This is a genomic window from Pseudodesulfovibrio sp. zrk46 (assembly GCF_012516435.1).
GTDB lineage: Bacteria > Desulfobacterota > Desulfovibrionia > Desulfovibrionales > Desulfovibrionaceae > Pseudodesulfovibrio.
In genome coordinates this window covers 1,128,373-1,147,629 of record NZ_CP051216.1, presented here as the reverse complement: position 1 = coordinate 1,147,629, position 19,257 = coordinate 1,128,373, and the positions used below count along the sequence as shown (strand labels likewise).

14 protein-coding genes are annotated in these 19,257 nt (G+C 58.4%); 9 read left to right on the top strand and 5 right to left on the bottom strand.

Going from position 1 to position 19,257, the window contains the following annotated elements; all coding sequences use genetic code 11:
- Nucleotides 1-24 precede the first annotated feature (24 nt).
- The 3 genes from HFN16_RS05260 (at nt 25) to HFN16_RS05250 (ending at nt 2,294) form a co-directional block, all read left to right on the top strand.
- Entirely contained in the window at nt 25-1,674 is a 1,650-nt protein-coding gene (locus tag HFN16_RS05260) for an NAD+ synthase (protein ID WP_168889717.1), read from the top strand.
- A gap of 83 nt (nt 1,675-1,757) precedes the next feature.
- On the top strand, nt 1,758-2,063 hold the full coding sequence (locus HFN16_RS05255; protein WP_168889716.1) for a hypothetical protein: 306 nt from the start codon (nt 1,758-1,760) through the stop codon (nt 2,061-2,063).
- Between the two features lie 72 nt (nt 2,064-2,135).
- Complete coding sequence (locus HFN16_RS05250; protein ID WP_168889715.1) at nt 2,136-2,294, top strand: hypothetical protein; 159 nt, start codon at nt 2,136-2,138, stop codon at nt 2,292-2,294.
- Nucleotides 2,295-2,358: 64 nt separating this feature from the next.
- Here HFN16_RS05250 and HFN16_RS05245 read toward each other — a convergent pair whose 3' ends face one another.
- The 3 genes from HFN16_RS05245 to HFN16_RS05235 all read right to left on the bottom strand — a co-directional run bounded on the left by HFN16_RS05245 (nt 2,359) and on the right by HFN16_RS05235 (nt 7,141).
- Entirely contained in the window at nt 2,359-3,429 is a 1,071-nt protein-coding gene (locus HFN16_RS05245) for a Xaa-Pro peptidase family protein (protein ID WP_168889714.1), read from the bottom strand.
- Nucleotides 3,430-3,435: 6 nt separating this feature from the next.
- Nucleotides 3,436-4,797 carry an FAD-dependent oxidoreductase gene (locus tag HFN16_RS05240; protein ID WP_168889713.1) on the bottom strand — a complete coding sequence of 454 codons (1,362 nt, stop codon included), beginning with the start codon at nt 4,795-4,797 and terminating at the stop codon, nt 3,436-3,438.
- A gap of 448 nt (nt 4,798-5,245) precedes the next feature.
- Nucleotides 5,246-7,141 (bottom strand): molybdopterin-dependent oxidoreductase, encoded by a 1,896-nt coding sequence (locus HFN16_RS05235; RefSeq protein WP_168889711.1) that lies wholly within the window; start codon nt 7,139-7,141, stop codon nt 5,246-5,248.
- A gap of 426 nt (nt 7,142-7,567) precedes the next feature.
- On the opposite strand from HFN16_RS05235, the gene hisS reads away from it, so the two are divergent.
- The 6 genes from hisS (at nt 7,568) to HFN16_RS05205 (ending at nt 15,625) form a co-directional block, all read left to right on the top strand.
- Nucleotides 7,568-8,809: a histidine--tRNA ligase gene (hisS, locus tag HFN16_RS05230; RefSeq protein ID WP_168889710.1), complete on the top strand. Its 1,242-nt coding sequence runs from the start codon at nt 7,568-7,570 to the stop codon at nt 8,807-8,809.
- Between the two features lie 111 nt (nt 8,810-8,920).
- Nucleotides 8,921-10,750, top strand: coding sequence for an aspartate--tRNA ligase (gene aspS, locus HFN16_RS05225; RefSeq protein WP_168889709.1), 1,830 nt, complete (start codon nt 8,921-8,923; stop codon nt 10,748-10,750).
- Nucleotides 10,751-11,119: 369 nt separating this feature from the next.
- Nucleotides 11,120-11,614: a peptide deformylase gene (gene def, locus HFN16_RS05220; RefSeq protein ID WP_168889707.1), complete on the top strand. Its 495-nt coding sequence runs from the start codon at nt 11,120-11,122 to the stop codon at nt 11,612-11,614.
- Between the two features lie 30 nt (nt 11,615-11,644).
- Complete coding sequence (gene fmt / locus HFN16_RS05215) at nt 11,645-12,655, top strand: methionyl-tRNA formyltransferase (protein WP_168889705.1); 1,011 nt, start codon at nt 11,645-11,647, stop codon at nt 12,653-12,655.
- Nucleotides 12,656-12,675: 20 nt separating this feature from the next.
- Nucleotides 12,676-14,781 (top strand): glycosyltransferase, encoded by a 2,106-nt coding sequence (locus tag HFN16_RS05210; protein WP_168889704.1) that lies wholly within the window; start codon nt 12,676-12,678, stop codon nt 14,779-14,781.
- A 7-nt stretch (nt 14,782-14,788) separates the two neighbouring features.
- Nucleotides 14,789-15,625: a DUF116 domain-containing protein gene (locus tag HFN16_RS05205; protein WP_168889702.1), complete on the top strand. Its 837-nt coding sequence runs from the start codon at nt 14,789-14,791 to the stop codon at nt 15,623-15,625.
- Nucleotides 15,626-16,166: 541 nt separating this feature from the next.
- On the opposite strand, the gene acs is transcribed toward HFN16_RS05205, so the two are convergent.
- Both acs and HFN16_RS05195 read right to left on the bottom strand, forming a co-directional pair.
- A complete protein-coding gene (gene acs / locus HFN16_RS05200; protein ID WP_168889701.1) occupies nt 16,167-18,086 on the bottom strand; it encodes an acetate--CoA ligase in 1,920 nt (639 codons plus the stop codon).
- Between the two features lie 244 nt (nt 18,087-18,330).
- The gene (locus tag HFN16_RS05195) at nt 18,331-19,206 is read right to left on the bottom strand and encodes a LytTR family DNA-binding domain-containing protein (protein ID WP_168889700.1); all 876 of its coding nucleotides are present in this window, start codon (nt 19,204-19,206) and stop codon (nt 18,331-18,333) included.
- Between the last annotated feature and the right edge of the window lie 51 nt (nt 19,207-19,257).

The following is a 19,257-nucleotide window of genomic DNA, read 5'->3' as shown; positions in this document are numbered from 1 at the left end:
GAGCCCGAGCGTAGAAAGAGACCCATGAAAATCGGCATACTGCAACTCAATCCACTGGTCGGTGACGTGTCGGGCAATGCCCGAATGATCGTCGAAGCTGCGCGCGAGGCCAAGGCCATGGGCGCTTCGTTCTGTATCACTTCGGAATTGGCGCTTACAGGCTATCCTCCCCGCGACCTGTTGCTTTATGACGGGTTCGTGGCGCAGGTCCGTACCGAAGCGGAGAAGCTGGCCAAAGAGCTGGCCGGAGATATCCCGGTGCTGCTGGGCAGTGTGGAAAAGAATGAGACAGGGCAGGGCAAGCCGGTTTTCAACTGTGCCCTGTGGTGCCAAGGCGGCGAAGTTCGTCAGGCGTTCCGCAAGACGCTGCTGCCGACCTATGACGTCTTTGACGAGGCGCGTTACTTCGAGCCGTGCCCAGAGAACGATCCTGCCAATATTCTGGAGTTTGACGGTCTTCGCATCGGTGTGACCATCTGCGAGGACGCATGGAACGACAAGGATTTCTGGGAAACGCGCACCTATGAGCGTGATCCGTTGGAAATCATTGCCAAGGCCCAGCCAGACTGCATCGTGAATCTGTCTGCTTCCCCCCTGTCCCTCGGCAAGCAGCAGTTGCGCGAGAATATGCTCGGCGCTGTTGCCGAGAAATATGGCGTGCCGCTGGTCTATGCCAATCAGTATGGTGGTAATGACGACCTGGTGTTCGATGGTCGCTCCTGCGCATTCAGTGCGGATGGTAAGCTCACGGATCGTGCGCCCGGTTTTGAAAAGGCCGTGCTGCTGGTGGACACTGACGGTCCCGGCTCCATTGCCGAAGACGATTTTTCCCGCGCGGCCGAGACGTGGCGCGCACTGGTAACCGGTACGCGCGACTATGTGCACAAGTCCGGCTTTTCCAAGGCGGTCATCGGCCTGTCCGGTGGTATCGACTCCGCTGTCACCGCTGTAGTGGCCGCCGAAGCACTCGGGGCCGAGAACGTGACCTGCGTGCTCATGCCGTCCCCTTATTCCAGTCAGGGCAGCATCGACGACTCCATCGAACTGGCCGAGAATCTCGGTGTCAAAATATTCACCCTGCCCATCGAGCCCATCATGGCCCAGTTCACCGAGACGCTGGCCGAGCCGTTTGCCGGATACGATGTAGACACCACCGAAGAGAACATTCAGTCGCGTATCCGCGGCAATCTGCTTATGGCCATGTCCAACAAGTTTGGCGCGTTGCTGCTCACCACGGGTAACAAGAGCGAACTGGCGGTGGGGTACTGCACCATCTACGGCGACATGTCCGGCGGTTACGCCGTCATCTCGGATGTGGACAAGACCGGAGTATTTGCGGTGGCCCGTTGGTACAACGAGCATGTTGCGCCCAATATTCCCGAGGCCATCATCACCAAGCCACCGTCTGCCGAGTTGCGGCCGGATCAGAAGGATGAGGATTCCCTGCCGCCTTATGACATCCTCGATGCCATTCTCGCGCTGCATATCGAGCGGCACCAGACCCTTGAGCAGATCGTGGCCGCTGGATATGAGCGTCCCGTGGTCGAAAAGGTCCTCGGGCTGGTCCGTTTCGCCGAGTTTAAGCGTCGTCAGGCCGCGCCCGGTATCAAGCTGACGCCGCGCTCCTTTGGCACCGGTTGGCGCATGCCTCTTGCCTGCAAGCGCGAGCTGTAGTTTTCGTGCAGATTTCGTCGGAGGGTGACGAAACCTTTCAACTCGTGTAGGCGGATTGGAAAATCAAGTATTGGAGGAGTCCCATGAATCGCTGGGAGAAACTGTTGGTGGTCGTGTTGATGTTCGCCATGCTGTTCGTCGTGGTCGGTTGTGGCGACCAGGAAGGTTCCATGGAGAAGATGGGTCGCAAGGTTGACGAGACCATGAATCACGCCAAGGAAAAAGTCGACGAGATGACCAAGTCGTTACAGCCCGAAGACCCGGGTGCCATGGAGCAGCTTATGGGCGACATGGGTAAATCCATGGATGACATGGTGAATTCCGCCAGCGACGCCATGGATAAGTTCGTCGACGACGCCAAGAATGCGGTGAACAAGGCCACGGAATAAATATCTTACATCTTTCGTGACCACTCACCCGTTTTAGACGTATATGAGGACTAAACCTGTAAGGAGAGTGTTATGAAATTATGGAAGAAAATGGTTGTCATCGGCTGTTTGCTCGCGCTGATGGTGCCTGCGTTTGGCTGTAGCGAGGAAGGTCCCGCCGAAGAAGCTGGCAAGAAGATCGACCAGGCTGTCGACGACGCCAAGCAGGAAGCCAAGAAACTGTTCGAATAGGCATTTTATCTGCGTAATAAAAAAGGCCGCCTCATTGAGGCGGCCTTTTTCTTTTGGTCTGTGGCTACATGATTCGGCAGCCGTCTTCGGTGACGAGCACCTGATATTCCCAGCGGATGCCGCCCCATTTGGCGTCGTAGAGGCCGGGCTCTACCGTGACGACCATGCCGGGCTTGAGGGTGCCCTTGGCAGCCTTGCTGAGGCTCGGGGGCTCATGGGTCTCGAGGCCGATGCCGTGGCCGAGGCCGTGGGTGAACATGGCTGCCACGCCAGCCTTCTCGAAGACGGCGTAGGAGGCCTTGTAGGCGTCGAGGTAGGACAGGCCCGGACGGATGATGTCGATGGCGGCCTGCTGGGCGGCGCGGACCAGATCCATGGTCTCCTTGAAGCGGTCGGACTGCTTGTCGCCCACCCAGAAGGTGCGGGTCTGGTCAGAGTTGTAGTCCTCGAGACGGCAGCCGGTGTCGATGAGCACCATGTCGTTCTCGCGCAGTTGATCCTGCCCGGGGATGGCGTGGGGCAGGGCCGCATTGGGGCCGACACCCACGATGGTGGAAAAGGCGAGCTCTTCGGCACCGTTTTCGCGGAAAAATTTCTCTACTTCCCAGGCAACCTGTTCCTCGGTCTTGCCGGGTTCCAACTGGCCTTCGATGTATTCGAACAGCTTGTGGTTCAGGGCGATGGAGGCGTCCATGCGGCGGATTTCATCCTCGTCCTTGATGATGCGCAGCTCTTCCACCACGTTGTCGGTGCTCTGGAGGGTGAAGCGCTCATTGAGCTTGTCGTAGTCGAAGAGGTGCAGGGCCTTGGGTTCCACGCCCATGGCCTTGATGCCTTTGCCCTGCAGGGTGTTGCTCACCAGCTCGAACTTGTTGGCGGAGTAGATGAAGAGCTTGTCTTCATCCCAGACCTTGAGGGCCGCATCAGTGTAGCGGGGATCGGTGAAGAGATAGTCGTCGCCGTCGGCAGTGACCACCAGCCAGCCGGTGGACTCGTTGCACTGGGCGTCGTGGAGCTCGAAGCCGCTCAGGTAATACCTATTGGCCGCGTGCGAAACGAGCAGCGCGGGGATGCCTTTATCGGTCAGCAGTCGCTTGAGATTGTCACGGCGCTGCTCAAATATGTTGGTGCTCATATATCTCTATTCCCATGAATACGTGGATTCAGGAGCACCGGTGACCATCAGTTCGGCCCATTCGACCCCCTGCATGACGGAGTGGTCCATGTTGGACACTTCGTACTTCCATCCGCCGAAGCGGCCGCGCGAGTATATGTCCTTCTCCTCCAGCCGCGGCTGGATGGTGCGCAGGGACTGATCGCGCTCGAGAGTCGGTACGGGATAGCCGTAGTCCACGGTGATCTCCCACTTGGTGCAGATGTCGTCCACTCTGGACGCATCCAGCATGGAGGTGTTTACCAGACCCTCTATGGTTCGGTCCATGAGTTCGTCTACCTTTTCCGCCTTGTGCTTGGAAAAAGACGACTCGCACATAAAGGCCAACTGTTCGCCGGGACGGGCCACGTTGTTGGGCGAGTAATTGTGGAAATTGGTCACCCGGTAGAACGGGGAATTGGATTCCGGGAAGTACATCCAGCACTTGGAATTGCGTTCGGCCTCTTCCTTGATATCCACGCCCACGCCGCCCACGTACACGGAGTTGTGGGTCAGGCCCGCGGCCGCATCGATCATGGCCGTGTCCTTGGTGGTCAGCCACTGGCTTGCGAGGATGTCGAGGGGCCCGGTGTTGAATAGCACCTCGTATTCGATCTCAAGGCCCTTGTCCGTGGTCACGATCTTTTTGTCGGGATCAATGGACACCACGCTCTGGCCGTATTCGATGCGGTCCTGCACGCGGCGGCCCATGCGTTTGAAGATTTCACCGGTACCGCCGTACAGCGGGAACTTGAAGGTGTTGTTGGGACCCCATGCGATGTCGTCGCGCTCAAGGATGATGTTCTTGAGCACCATCTTCAGGTCCACCACGCTGACGCGTTCGCCGATCCAGTCGAACTGCATCAGCTCCGGCGGCGTGGCCCACACCTTGAAGTTGTAGGGATTCATGAAGTGCTTGGCGATGCCCGCACCAAAAATATGATTGATCCATTCCCCGAAGTTGCCCGGCTTGGCCTCGGACCGGTTGCCCGGCAGCAATCCTTCCACGCACTCCCAGCGGGACTCGCGCGGCAGGTAGCGGACGTTGTTCTGGAACGGGTACGGCACCCATGTGCCCGAGGTGCGGACCCATGATTCGCGCTCGTGTTCCAACCGCTCGTCGCCGAGCAGTGAATCCATCAGATCATCGAAATAATCGTAGTGGGAAAACACGACGTGGCCGCCGATATCCCATGTAAACCCTGCGTCGTCCTTGAAGCTGGTGGCCAGACCGCCTGCATAGTCGTTGCGTTCCAGCACGACGTAGTCGTCCATGCCGAGTTCCTTGAAACGATACGCTGCACCGAGTCCGGTGGGGCCTGCTCCGATGATCAGATATTTGGTCTTCACGATAACATCCTTGTTCTGCGTGTGGATGGGGAATTATTTTCCATTCACGTGAGTAAATCAAATATAATGCCAAGGATAGATTTTCCGGGTTTCGGGGGGGCGTAGGCTTCCGATAGCGGCGCATCTGCGGCGTTGCCAGGCGACGAGTGAATCCTCACCGTAGCTCCGCTACGCCTCCGGTTCCCTCGTGCCTGTCGCCTTGCAGCTGCACCACTCTCGAAAGCCTTGCTCGGGAAGGTGCTCCTTCCAAGAGAAAAGACATTACGAGAATTGTAGGGATAAAAAGTAGGGCTGAATGGCTTCGCACACCCGCGCGGATGCGCCAACAAAAAGTTTAGGAAAAGGAGGAGATGGGGGTCTGGGGGAAGGGGAGGAAAGACCCCTTTCCAAAGGGTTTTTCCTCCCCTTCCCCCAGCCGCCGGAGGCAGCCGCGAAGCGGCAATAAAGATTACCTGTTTTCCAGCCTACAGGTCTGGCTGTAGTAGGCCGTTCCATCACCCATGTCGGTCATGAGCGGCTGGGAGATGACGTTGGCGTTGTGGCCCATCTTCATCCACCCGCCTCGGCGCATGATGACGGCGCGGGGATGAATGGAATCGTCGGTCTTGACCTGCACCTGCATGGCACCGATGGGTGTGACGAGATAGAAATCCTCGGCCGGGTTGAGCAGTCCCCATGCGGGGTTGTTTTTGGACACCCAGACCGTGGGCACCCCGCGTTGATCCTTCTCGGGAATCTGGGAGTGGAGATACTTGCGACGGACCGTGGTGATCAGGTTGAACGGATAGTCGGGATTGCGCTGCGGCTCGGCCGTGAGAGTCTCCGGGAATCGATAGAGACCGTCGAGATGGGCGAACTGCATGTTCTCGAAGGCGACGTAGGGATGGTTCGCCTTGACGAACCCGTTGGTGCGCAACTCTTCGAGGGAGAAGCCACCCTTCTTGAGTCCTTCCTTGAGACAGGTCTCCTTGTCGGGTAGGGCAATGGGATCAGCGAGACGCGCACCGAGATCGGTGAGCATGTCGAAATCGGAACGGGCCTGACCGCGCGGCTCAACGGCCTCGGCGCAATACTGCACGTAGTTGTGAAGCATGGAGCCGAGCACGTCCTCGCGCTCGAACATGAAGGCGGGTGGCAGGATGACATCAGCGGTCATGGCGGTGTCGGTCATGAACCCGTCTACGGAAACGACGAAGGGCTTGCGGAACTGCTCGGCCACGGACAGGCAGTCCGGGACCTGATTGACCACGTTGTGGCCGTCCACCCAGATGAATTCCACCTTGGGGTCGGCGTTGCGCAACTCTTCGCCGAGGTTCTGGACGAGCAACTCGCGTCGCTCGGGGTCTTCGTCCATGACGAGATGCTCCCAGGAACCGAGATTGCGGCTGGAAGAAATGTTGTAGTAGGAGCCGCCGCCGGAGACACCGATATTACCGGAAATCATGGCCAGCGCGTTGATGAAGCGGACGTTTTCGCCGCCGTAGAAATGGCGCTGGAGGCCCCACGAGAGAATGGTGGCCACGTTGCCGGTGTCGGCATACCAGTCGTAGATCATCTCCACGTCTGCGGTGGGCACCTCGCACATGCTGGTCAACTCAGAGAGCTTGTATCCGTCGATGAGACCGCGCAGGGCGGGCCAGTTGGCGCAGCGGTTGAGCACCCACGGGTTCAGGTCGCCCGCTTCGAGGTAGAGCTTGAGCACGGCGGCCGCGAGAAAGCGGTCGGTGCCGGGACGGATGACCACGTTGACGTCCGAGAATTCGGCAGTGTCGTCGCCGCCGGGAGAAATGGTCAGCACCTCGGTGCCGTTCTTGCGTGCCTTGTGGATCAGGTGCAACTGGTGGATGGAGCACTTGGTCATGTCGCGGCCCCAGTTGATGACCCGGTCCGCGTTGAGGATGTCCTCGGGATTGTTGTGATTCAGCGCGCCGAAGTCGCGGACGCAGGCTTCCATGCCCGTGCCGTCGCAGACCGCGCCGTAGAGGGTGGAGGTGCCGAGCTTCTTGAAGAAAACCTGGCTCGCCTTGGCGAGGATGCCGCGATAGCCGAAGCCGCGCGCGTGGAGCATCTTCTCCGGCGTGTCGCGCAGGGCGTCGATCTTGCCGGCAATGAGGTTCAAGGCTTCATCCCATGACGCTTCACGGAAGGAGCTGCCGTCCTTGATCTGGGGCGTGGTGATACGGTCTTCCGCATCGATACGGTCGAAGTAGCGGGTGCCCTTTTTACAGCAGAAACCCTTGGTGAACGGGTGGCGCGAGTTGCCTTTGATGGTCCTGTTTTCCGCATCCACGATCAGGGAACAGTTGTCGCCACAATCCATGGTGCAGGCAGTGATTTTGCTCATTGAGATCCTCCGGGGCAAAGAATGGAGCACTTTACCACGGAGGTCAAATTCAAATGGAAGATACTAACGTTACAATTTCTCGATGAGTGGGAATAGGGAGGTCGGCCTGCGGCCTCCATTGGGTCAGGTGATTTCGCCTCCGGCGGCCAAAGGGCTATACCCTTTGGAATCCCACTATCGCCTTCGGCGAAAAGTTGCTCGCGCCAAAGGCGCAAAATATGGGATGCAAGGGCGCGAGTCCTTGCCCGCCAGAGGCGAAATCACCCGACAATTGCGCTGAAAGCGCTTCCGTTTTCATTTTTCCCAATTATGAAAATATAGCGACAAATGGCGGCGGGGCGCAGACTGCTTTTGACAATCCGCGTCGAATGGTCTAACCACAATCGGTTCCAGCCATCTGATAATCATTAAGGAATATATATAACCATGGCAAAAGTACAAAAAATCAAGGGATTCGTAGACCTGTTTCCGGAAGAGGCCGCCAAGTTCACCTACATGGAACGTGTGGCGCGCGAAACCTTCGGCCGTTACGGATTCGGCGAACTGCGTACCCCTGTGCTGGAAAAGACCGAGCTTTTCCAGAAATCCATCGGCGAGGACACCGATGTTGTGGGCAAGGAAATGTTCACTTTCCCTGACCGCAAGGACCGCCTGCTGACCATGCGCCCCGAAGCCACCGCCGGTGTGGTTCGTGCATTCATCGACTCCAAGACGCATCAGCCTGGCAAGGTCTCCAAATATTTCACTTTCGGCCCCATGTTCCGCTACGAGCGTCCGCAGAAGGGCCGTCAGCGCCAGTTCCATCAGCTTAATGCCGAGATCTTCGGCGCCAATGAGGCGCAGGCAGATGGCGAGCTCATCCTGATGCTTCGCACCTTCCTGAACAACCTCGGCCTGACCAAGCTGACCATCGAACTGAACTCCCTTGGCTGTCACGAATGTCGCCCGACCTACAAGCAGGCCCTCGTGGATTACTACAAGTCCAAGGACAAGGATAAATTTTGTGAAGACTGCCAGCGTCGCATGGAGACCAACCCTCTCCGCGTGCTCGATTGCAAGGTGCCTGCCTGCAAGGAGCTCGTTGTCGACGCCCCGGTCATCACCGACCATCTGTGTGAGGAGTGCGAGGCTCACTTTGCCGATGTCAAAGCCATTCTGGATGGCGCTGGCGTCAGCTACGAACTGAATCCGCGTCTCGTCCGCGGTCTCGACTACTACGTGCGCACCTGTTTCGAAGTGGCCTCCTACGACATCGGTTCCCAGACCGCTGTTGCCGGTGGCGGCCGTTACGACGGTCTGATCAAGAACCTCGGCGGCCCCGACTGTTCGGCCACCGGTTTCGCCTGCGGCATGGAGCGTCTGGCCCTGCTGCTCGATCATGTCGAACTGGATCGCCCGGATTTCTATCTCGCCGTTGTGGACAAGGACGCTGCCAACGAGGCCATGCTCTTTGCTCAGGAACTTCGCGAGAAGGGCCTCAAGGGCGATGTCAGCTACGCTGGCGGCTCCATGAAGTCCCGCATGCGTGCGGCCAACAAGTCCGGCGCAAAGGTCTGCCTGATCATGGGCGGCGACGAGATGGTCAACAAGACCATCACCGTCAAGTACATGGAAGAAGAGCGCGATCAGGAAACCCTGGAACGCTCCCTGTATCTGGCGAGCCTGTAGAAAACCTGTTTGGCTTCGCGATGGCGAAGCGAAATCATATATAAACCCGAGGGCATTCGGATGCCGGAAGGTTACTGATATTTTAAATTATTGAGAGTGATTGGAGAAAACATGTCTGAGCATCAAGAAGAGAGAGATTACAGCGAATTCCGTGTTATTGAGGACCTTGCCGGTTGGCGTCGTACTCACCATAACAACGAGTTGACCGCTGCCAATATGGACGAGGAAGTCTGTCTCATGGGTTGGGTGCAATTTCGCCGCGACCATGGTGGACTGATCTTCCTCGACCTGCGTGACCGTGAGGGTCTGACTCAGGTTGTCTTCAATCCCGAGGACAATGCCGATGTCCATGAGCGTGCCCACGCCATCCGCCCCGAGTACGTCATCGCGATCAAGGGTAAGGTTCGCCCCCGTCCCGAGGGCATGGCCAATCCGAACATGGTCACCGGTGAAGTGGAGATCGAGGTCTCCGAGTACAAGCTGCTCAACACCTCCGACACCCCGCCGTTCCCCATCGAGGACCGCGTCGAAGTCGGCGAAAACCTGCGCCTGAAGTACCGCTTCCTCGACCTGCGCCGCCCCTCTCTGGCCAAGAATTTCATCATCCGCAACAAGGCTGCCCAGTCTGTGCGCCGCTACCTGGATTCCCTCGGTTTCCTCGAAATCGAGACCCCGGTGCTGACCAAATCCACTCCGGAAGGCGCTCGTGACTTCCTGGTTCCCAGCCGCGTGAATCAGGGCGAGTTCTACGCCCTGCCGCAGTCCCCGCAGCTGTTCAAGCAGATGCTGATGGTCTCCGGCATGGACCGCTACTTCCAGATCGTGAAGTGCTTCCGCGACGAAGATCTGCGCGCCGACCGTCAGCCTGAATTCACCCAGATCGATATCGAGATGTCCTTCCCGGACGAAGGTCAGATTCAGGAAATGGCTGAAGGTCTGGTCAAAGGCATGTTCAAGGAAACCATCGGCGTGGAACTGCCCGAGTCCTTCCCGCACATGACCTACGCCGACGCCATGCGCGACTACGGTGTCGATAAACCTGACCTCCGCTTCGGCCTCAAGCACGTCGACATCACTGATGTGTTCAAGGGCTCCGGCTTCAAGGTCTTCGCCTCTTCCGAGCTGGTGAAGGTCATGGTCGTTCCCGGCGGCGCCGAGCTGTCCCGTAAGGAAATCGACGAATACACCAAGTACGTCGAGATCTACGGCTCCAAGGGCCTCGCATGGATCAAGGTCAAGGAAGACGGCGAATGGCAGTCTCCCATCGTCAAGTTCTTCTCCGAGGAAGAGATTGCGGAACTCAAGAGCCGCACCAACTGCCAGCCCGGCGACATCCTCTTCTTCCAGGCCGGTGCCGCAGACATCGCCAACGCCGCCCTCGGCAACCTGCGTTGCGAGCTCGGCAAGCGCTTCGACCTCATCAAGGAAGACGACTATCAGGCTGTCTGGATCACCGACTTCCCGCTGCTCGAATACGATGCTGACGAAAAGCGCTACGTCGCCCGTCACCATCCCTTCACCTCCTGCCTGCCCGACCAGCTTGAAGTTCTGGCTGAAAAGCCCGGCGACGCCATTGCCCGCGCTTACGACCTGGTCATCAACGGTTACGAGGTCGGCGGTGGTTCCATCCGTATCCACACCCCCGAGATGCAGGAGAAGATGTTCGCCGCTCTCGGCATCGACGACGAAGAAGCCAACGAGAAGTTCGGCTTCCTCATGGACGCCCTCAAGTTCGGCGCACCGCCCCACGGCGGCATCGCCTTCGGTCTGGATCGTCTCATCATGATCCTCACCGGCTCCAAGTCCATCCGCGACGTCATCGCCTTCCCCAAGACCCAGAAGGCAACCTGTCTCATGACCGAAGCTCCTTCCGAAGTGCCCACCAAGCAGCTGCGCGAGCTCGGTGTGCGTCTTCGCGAGAAGAAGCAGGACAAGGAATAGATAGAGAATTACGAAGAGCCCCCGGCAGCCGCCGGGGGCCTTTGAAAATATATGGCTCGCTTCCCATGAAGGCGGGCAGACTGGCGGTTTGAGCCGGGAAAGTCGGATGGAAGTATGTATGATTACTCCTTACTTCACTCACTGATTTTCTCGGCTCAAGCCGTAAGAGTTTTTTGAGGGGAATGAACTACGGCTATGGTAGGGAGTTCTTCTTAATAGGTTGAAATGAATAGAATTACAGAAGAAAAGTGAGTTCAGGCTCGCTTTTTGTCTTTCTGTACTTATTAATATAAGAGAACGTACCGCGAACGTGACTTAACAATACCCGCCATTCCGGTTGCCGGAATGGGGAGAGGGGATGATTTACATATGAAGTTAGATATAGTTACCTGGCCCGATGAGGTGCTCGCTGCCAAGGCGAAGACCATCGAGGCTGTTACTCCCGAGCTCGACGAGCTGATCGAGAACATGATTGAGACCATGTACGAAGCTGATGGCGTGGGCCTTGCCGCTCCGCAGGTCGGCCAGTCCATTCGCCTGATCGTGGTGGATCAGACCGGGCCGAAAATCCGTGGCGACCTGCGCGTTATCCTCAATCCCGAGATCGTTGAGAGCGAGGGCGAGGTGGACAGCGAAGAAGGCTGCCTGAGCTGCCCTGAGCTGAACGTGAAGGTGAAGCGCAAGGAACGTGTGAAGGTCACTGGCATGGACCGTGAAGGCAACGACATCGAGATCGATGCCGATGGCTTCCTGGCCATCGTGTTGCAGCATGAGATTGACCATCTTGAGGGCATGACCTTGGCGGACCGTGTGGGCCGTCTGAAGAAGGCCATGTACCGCAAGAAGGCCATGAAGTGGAAATAATTCAGTAGATATACAGCCGGGAAGACGAGCATGGAACCTATAGATACGAGCAACTGGAAAGACGGCGACCCCATTCCCCAAGAGACTGTTGAGATCAAACCCCTGCGTACGGTGTTCATGGGAACGCCCGACTTCGCGGCTGAGATCCTGCGCATCCTGCTGAGCTTTGACGGCGCAGAGGTGGTGGCTGCCTACACGCAGCCCGACCGCCCGTGCGGCCGTGGCAAGCAGTGCAAGCCTTCCCCGGTCAAGCAGGTGGCGCTGGAAAACGACATCGACGTTTACCAGCCCCTGAATTTCAAGGATCAGGCAGACATCGACGAGCTGGCCGCGCTCAAGCCGGACGTGCTCGTCGTGGCCGCCTACGGCCTCATTCTGCCCCAGGCTGTGCTCGATATCCCGACCATCCATCCGCTCAATGTCCATGCGTCCCTGCTGCCCCAGTGGCGCGGTGCCGCACCCATCCAGCGCGCCATTCAGAATGGCGACGTGGTTACCGGCATCTCCATCATGAAGATGGAAGCCGGGCTCGACACCGGCCCGGTCATGGTGCAGCGTGCCCTGCGCATCGGTCTCAACGACCATGCTGGCACCATCCATGACGAGTTGGCGAAGCTCGGCGGCATCTGCATCAGCGAGGCCATGGCCCGTCTGCAGACCGGTGCCTACACCTTCACCGAGCAGGATCACGACATCGCCACCTATGCGAAGAAGCTGGAGAAGAAGGAAGGCGAGATCGACTGGAATCGCCCGGCCAAGGAAATCCATTGCCAGATTCGTGCAATGTACCCGTGGCCCGGTGCCTTCTTCGAGTGGGAGAACCCCGAGGGCAAGAAATATCGCCTGAACGTGACGCCCGGTGAAGTGAGCGAGGAAGAAACCCCGAACATCGAGCCCGGCACCATTCTGGGTGAGATTGACGGCAAGCTCGCCATCACTACCAAGGACAGTATTTATCTGACGCCTGAAGTGAAGCCTCAGGGCAAGAAGGCCATGGACGCCACGGCCTTTACCTGCGGCTACATGAAGGCCTGCAAATAGGGCTTTGCCCCGGGATACGCATGTTTCGTACTTCCATTCCGGTCTTTTGCTATCACAACGTCAGCGATGTGGACGGCCACACGCCGGCACGTTTCTGCGAACATCTGGACGCCATTGCTGACGCCGGATATCGCACCATCACCTCGCGTGAACTGCTGGCCGTGACCCGCGGCCAGATGGCGGCCCCGGAGAAAGCCGTGGTCCTCACCTTTGATGACGGCCATATCTCCAACTGGCTGAACGTCGTCCCTGAGCTGGAAAAGCGGAACATGACCGGCACCTTCTTTTGCCTGTCGGATTTCACTGTTCCCGGCGAGGTGCGTACCGAGGCGAACATGCCCGCCTACGACACCATGCCCAATGCCTTCCGCGCCGCACACATGCAGGGTGACTTCACCCAGTTCGTCAACGAGGGTGAGATCAAGGCCATGCTGAACAAGGGCATGGAGATTTTCTCCCACGGCTGTCGTCATCAGGGGACGTTCCGGACCCTGCGTCCGTGCGCCACCATGGGAACCAACGGTCACTGGGCTGCGTGGTCCATCTATAAGGAATTCAATCCGGATTATCCCACCTACGACGTGGCCAGCGGCTACGTGTACGATGGTTTCTGGCCCACATTCGACCGTGGTCAGGACCCCCGCTTTGTGGTTCGTAATCCCGAAGATCGCATTGCCTTCTGCCGTGAAGATTTCCGCAAGAGCTTCGAATATTTCCGCGACCTCAACGGCTACAAGGAACAGCTTTTCTGCTGGCCGTGGGGCCAGTTCGGTGTCGACGCCGAGGCTGAACTCAAGAAGGCCGGCTATGCGGGCGCGTTCACTCTGGAGCGTTGGGTCAATGCCGAGGGCACCGATCCCTATCGCCTCAATCGTATCGGCGTGGGCAAGAAGAAGTCTGGCAAATGGGTGCAGGCCCGCCTCAAGATGTACGGTAACGCCCCGGCCGCGCGCGTGTTCTTCAAGTTGCAACGAAAGCGTCCTGAAGTGAAGCGTGTGCTCTTTGCCACGGATTCCGAGAAGCTCTCCGGCGGCAGCCGCCAGATGGTCAACAACATCGCGGCCCTGTCCGACATGGGCATCAAGACTCACGCAATCCTGTCTCCCAACTCGCCCATCATCGGCGCGTTGGACGGCATGGACGTGGACATCATTCCCTTTGATGGCTTTCGTAGTTATTTCAAGGCCGGGCTGTTCCTGCGCAACATCGTGAAGGACAAGAAGATCGACGTGGTCCATTCCTTCCACAATCGCGCCTACAAGATGGGTGTGCTGGCCCGTCTCATGGGTGCAGGGCACAAGCTCTTCATCAACCGTGGCGTGATCTCCCGACCCAACGATATTTTCTTCCTCTGGACCGCCCTGTCCAACGGCGTCATCACCAATTCCCGTCAGTGCGCGGACGTGCTGCGCAAGCACCATGTCCTCAAGAGCCGTCTCAACGTGGTTTACAACGCATACGCTGGCCCGGATTACGGCGTGCCCCAGCCCCGCAAGAAACGCGGTTTGCGCGTTATCTACATCGGCAACGCCGCCGAGATCAAAGGCTTCGACGTCTTCCTGCAGGCCGCCTCCCGTTTCTGTAGCAGCGGCGATTACCGTGATTGCGAATTCATCGGTGTTGGCGTGGGTGAGGGGAACATGTCCAGATTCGAGGATTCCGCGTCCCCCATTGTTCGCGAGCGTCTTCGTCTGACCGGCAACATCCCGCACGCCGAGGTGCTGGACGAGATTCGCCACGCCGACCTGCTGGTGGTTCCGTCCCGCAAGGAGAGCCTGCCCAACGTGCTCCTCGAAGGTTTCGACTTTGGTCTGCCCGCGGTCTGCACCAACGTGGGCGGTATCCCCGAGATCGTGACCGACGGCCTCAATGGGCATCTCTGTGAATCAGAAGATGCAGATTGTCTGGCCGCGAAGATGCGCCGACTGGCCGAAGACCCGGCATTGCGCTACAAGATGGGTATGGTCGGCCGCGCGTTGGTCCGCACAGTGCTCACGCCTGACTTTAAGGCCCGCAATTTGATGCGCGTCTACATGGGTGAACGCCTCGACGAAGCGCTGCCCATTCAGGAAGTGGCCGACACCGTGCAGATAGACGAGAACATTTACGGACAGTGCCAGCATTAGAGTTTTCATGAACCGGGAAAAATCCATACGTCGCGCCCGTAAGCGCCTTTTTATCGGACTGATCAGCGGATCCTGTTTTGTGATCTGCCTGTTCCTCATGTCTCTGTGGATCGTGCCGTACATCGGCCTCCAGTCCATCCACCCGGCTGTCTCATGGCTGCTCGGTCTGATCGTCGTGTTCCTCGTCGGCCTTGTGTCGGTGGCCTATTGGGGCTTGTTCCTCAATATCGTCAACAAGAAGCCGTTGCCCGGCTCACAGCGTTATCGCGGTGTGACCGTCAAGCTCTTCCTGCCCCTCATGGTGTTGCTGGGCAAAGGCCTTGGCATGAAGAAGGAGAGCATCATGCTTTCTTTCATCAGCGTGAACAACGAGCTTGTTCAGGCCGAAGCCGCTCGTTACAAGCCTGAGGACGTGCTGCTGCTCATGCCGCATTGTCTGCAGAACTCCAAGTGCGACCGTCGCCTTACCTACGATATCAACAACTGCACCCGTTGCGGGAAGTGTCCCATCGCCGGGTTGCTTGATCTTCACGATAAGTATGGCGTCAATCTCGCCATCGCCACTGGCGGCACCATTGCCCGCCGTATCGTGGTACAGATGCGTCCCCGCATGATTATTGCCGTGGCTTGTTATCGTGACCTTGCTTCCGGTATTCAGGATACCTATCCGCTGCCTGTTTATGGAGTGTTGAACCAGCGTCCGCATGGACCTTGTCTTGATACTCAGGTTGCTCACTATCAGTTGGAAGAGGCGTTGCATCGTTTCTTGAAGGGTGAGTATTTGGAAGGGAAGCAGATTGGTTTAGGAGCGACGATTTCTACGGCGCAGGGGACTAGGCTGTAATTTTGAGAGAAATCAGATAAGGAAGGCCGCCCTTTTGGGGCGGCTTTTTCTATGGAGAGATGCGCGCTTTTCAAGCGCGAGAGCTGTCGCTTTCGCTCCTCCATGTCCTGCGCGGACGGCGGTTCTTTCTTGGCTGAGCCGCCCCAAGAAAGAACCAAAGAAACGCGGCTTTGTGTGATCCCCGCCTTGTGATTCGTTGGCAAGAATCTGATCCAAGCTGGCAGCTTTCGTTTTTGCGTACTTCCGCTGCGCTCCAGTGCAAAATCGAACAAGACGCTGCCTACCGCTTGGTCAGCTTCTAAGCCCCCTGAATCAAGGGCTGGTGCAGGGCTTCGTTTGTGGAGGTGGTAGTTGCGCTAGCGCATACAGACAACTTATTCATCACCCCGCGATAAAAGCCGAACGGCCTATCTGAAAAGAACAAGCGTAGCGCAAGTTCGTTCAGATAGGCCGTTCGGCTTTTATCGCCAATGGGATTCCAAAGGCCCTCGGCCTTTGGGCCCCGCTGGCAAGCGTCCCCGAAGGGCCGCCGGAGGCATTCTTAATCGTCGCTGTCGAGTCCGGTGAGATCGCCGATTTCGTGGCCGAGCTCTTCGGCTTTGAGGACGCGGCGCATGATCTTGCCGGAGCGGGTCTTGGGCAGCTTGTCGCGGAACTCGATGGACTTGATGACCGCCACGGGGCCGAGTTCGTTGCGGATGGTCTTCTTGAGATCCTTGATAAGCTCGTCGTCGGGGTCGAAGCCGTGATTGAGATGTATGAAGGCCTTGGCTGCTTCGCCCTTGATCTTGTCGGGCACACCGATGACGGCGCACTCGGAGACGGCGCGGTGCGCTCCGAAGGCGGCTTCGAGTTCGGCGGAACCGACGCGGTGCCCGGCGATGTTGATGACATCGTCGGCGCGGCCCTGAATCCAGATGTAGCCGTCCTCGTCTTTGCGGGCCACGTCTCCGGCGAAATAGACGCCGGGGATCTTTTCCCAGTATTCCTTGTAGCGTTCGTCGTCGTTCCAGAGACCGGTCATCATGGACGGCCATGGCTTGGTGACGACGAGGAGACCTCCCTTGCCGGGAGGAACGGGGTTGCCGTCCTTGTCCACTACGTCGGCTTCGACACCGGGCAGCGGCTTGGTGACTGAGCCGGGCTTGAGCAGCGAGATGGGCATGGGCGATATCATGAACATGCCGGTCTCGGTCTGCCACCATGTGTCGAGCACGGGGCATTCGGAGCGGCCGATGTTCTTGTAGAGCCATGTCCACGCTTCGGGCGATATGGGCTCGCCCACGGAGCCGAGAATGCGCAGGGAGGACAGGTCGTGCGTCTTGGGATATTGGGTCCCGAAACGCATGAGCATACGGATCATGGTCGGGGCGGTGTAAAAAATCGTGACGCCGTACTTGGCGACAATGGCCCAGAGGCGGTCGGCCTGCGGGTAATTCGGGTGGCCTTCGTACATGACCGAAGTGGTTCCGGCCATGAGCGCGCCGTAGATGCCGGCGGAATGGCCCGTGACCCAGCCGGGATCGGCGGTGCACCAGAAAATATCGGTGGGCTTGATGTCAAAGACCGAGGTGAGCGTGCGGTGAACGCCGACCATGTAGCCCGCGTGAGAGTGAACAATACCCTTGGGCATGCCCGTGGTGCCGGAGGTGTAGAGCAGGAACAGCGGATCGTCCGCGTCCATGACCTCGGTGGGCGCCTCGTTGCGCTCCTGACGGATCAGGTCTTCGTAGTGGAAGTCGCGACCGTCCATCATGTCCACGCCGATGTTGCAGCGGCGGACGACGACCATGGAGTCCACGCAGTCGGCGCAGGCGCCTACCAACGCTTCGTCGGCGGTGTCCTTGAGGTTGATGATCTGGCCGTTGCGGTAAAAGCCGTCAGCCGTGATGAGCAGCTTGGCCTGTGCGTCGTTGATGCGCTGGCGCAGGGCCTTGGCCGAGAATCCGGCAAAGACCACGGAGTGGATGGCGCCGATCTTGGCGGCGGCCAGCATGGCGATGATGGTCTCCGGCAGGGGCGGCATGTAGATGACCACGCGGTCGCCCTTGCGGATGCCGAGTGAACGCAGGGCGTTGGCGAAGCGGTTCACCTCGCGGTAGAGTTCGAAATAGGTGTATTTGCGGGTGTCGCCGGGCTCGCCTTCCCAGATCAGGGCCAGCTTGTTCTTGTTGGCAGTCTCGATGTGGCGGTCCAGGGCGTTGTAGACGATGTTGCAGCGTGCGCCCACGAACCATTTGTAGAAGGGGGCGTCCTTGTCGTCGAACACCTGATCCCATTTCTTGAACCAATCCAGCTCGTCAGCGGCTTCTTCCCAGTAGCCGACAGAGTCCATGCGGGCGAACTTGCGCGCCGCTTCCAATTCCTGCGGATTGACATTGGCCTCGATAACCAACTGCGGGAGAGGACGGAATACCCGTTCTTCCTGTAGTAGATTGTCTAGCTGTCCTGACTGGTCCATATATTCCTCCAAGCTGGGAGTCCGCTTTGCGGATGGCCTCCGGCGGCGTTTGCCAGCGGGGCCTCTCCGAGGGCTCAAGCTCCTTTTGGGAAAGGTACTTGAGAATCTCCAAAACTTTTTAGCGCGCCTTCGGCGAAGTTCTTCGTCAGTAGGTTCAACGCACTTGAACCAGTCTCATTCATAACAAGTCTGCGCCGCAATACCCGCCTAATTCGGTCAGCGGTCATTGCGGCAGGGTAAACGGTTACAGGCCGATGATTTTTTTCAGTTCAGCGATGCGTCGGCGGCTGATGGGCAGCTCGATGCGTGTCCGGCCTGCCGTGCGCAGCATGAAGTTCGATCCCGGCATGCTCGCGATTTCCGTCACCATGTCCAGATTCACTAAATACTTGCGGTGGACCCGGAAGAAACGATGCGGCCCGAGCCGGTCCTCAAGGTTCTTCAACCTGTGGGAGGAAAGAAATTTCTGATTGGCCGTGTGGACGTAGGAGTAGTCCTCGAACGCCTCCACGAAGATGATCTGGTCATAGGGAATCAGGATGGTGCGGCCGTCCTGCGTCACTGCCAGCTTGTCGATCTCCGGCCTGCGATTGGCGGTTTGGTCCCACGCGGCCTTGAGCGCGGCGAGGAAGGTATCCTGATCCTCGTCGGGCAGCGGCAACTGCACGGTCTGTTCGTCGCCGGTGTCGGCGGGAGGCGTGGGGTCGACATCGTAGTTCGCGGTCGGGGTCGGGACTTCGCGATACCGCTGCTTGAACGTCTGCAGCCGGTCGATGGTCCGCGCCATCCTTCCCGGTGCGGGCGGCCACAGCAGATAATCGGTGGCGCCCAGCTCAAAGGCCGCGTAGGCCTTGGCCTCGGAGTCCGAGATGAAGACCAGCGCCGGCTTGTGCTTCCTGCCCGCCAGCATCTGGGCCATCTCTATGCCGGAGGCGTCGCCCGGCAGGTCGGTTCCCAGAAAGAACACGCCGTAGGGAATGGCTTCCAGAAGCTCCATGGCCTCGAAGGCCGTCACTGCCTCGCCCAGCACCTGAACGAACGGCACTTCCTCCAGCGCTTCGCGCAGGGAGTTCCGCACTTCCGGGTCTTTATGGATGAGCAGCGTCTTCAGTTTCGGCATGGTTCGTTCGGATTACGGTTGAGTGGATTTTTCCAATTCTCCGTTATCCCG

Excerpts from the sequence above, each read along its gene's own strand:
- HFN16_RS05205 (WP_168889702.1), top strand. The coding sequence starts at position 14,789 with ATGAACCGGGAAAAATCCATACGTCGCGCCCGTAAGCGCCTTTTTATC.
- HFN16_RS05245 (WP_168889714.1), bottom strand. The coding sequence starts at position 3,429 with ATGAGCACCAACATATTTGAGCAGCGCCGTGACAATCTCAAGCGACTG.
- fmt (WP_168889705.1), top strand. The coding sequence starts at position 11,645 with ATGGAACCTATAGATACGAGCAACTGGAAAGACGGCGACCCCATTCCC.
- HFN16_RS05195 (WP_168889700.1), bottom strand. The coding sequence starts at position 19,206 with ATGCCGAAACTGAAGACGCTGCTCATCCATAAAGACCCGGAAGTGCGG.
- HFN16_RS05235 (WP_168889711.1), bottom strand. The coding sequence starts at position 7,141 with ATGAGCAAAATCACTGCCTGCACCATGGATTGTGGCGACAACTGTTCC.
- def (WP_168889707.1), top strand. The coding sequence starts at position 11,120 with ATGAAGTTAGATATAGTTACCTGGCCCGATGAGGTGCTCGCTGCCAAG.
- acs (WP_168889701.1), bottom strand. The coding sequence starts at position 18,086 with ATGGACCAGTCAGGACAGCTAGACAATCTACTACAGGAAGAACGGGTA.
- hisS (WP_168889710.1), top strand. The coding sequence starts at position 7,568 with ATGGCAAAAGTACAAAAAATCAAGGGATTCGTAGACCTGTTTCCGGAA.
- HFN16_RS05250 (WP_168889715.1), top strand. The coding sequence starts at position 2,136 with ATGAAATTATGGAAGAAAATGGTTGTCATCGGCTGTTTGCTCGCGCTG.
- HFN16_RS05260 (WP_168889717.1), top strand. The coding sequence starts at position 25 with ATGAAAATCGGCATACTGCAACTCAATCCACTGGTCGGTGACGTGTCG.
- aspS (WP_168889709.1), top strand. The coding sequence starts at position 8,921 with ATGTCTGAGCATCAAGAAGAGAGAGATTACAGCGAATTCCGTGTTATT.
- HFN16_RS05255 (WP_168889716.1), top strand. The coding sequence starts at position 1,758 with ATGAATCGCTGGGAGAAACTGTTGGTGGTCGTGTTGATGTTCGCCATG.
- HFN16_RS05210 (WP_168889704.1), top strand. The coding sequence starts at position 12,676 with ATGTTTCGTACTTCCATTCCGGTCTTTTGCTATCACAACGTCAGCGAT.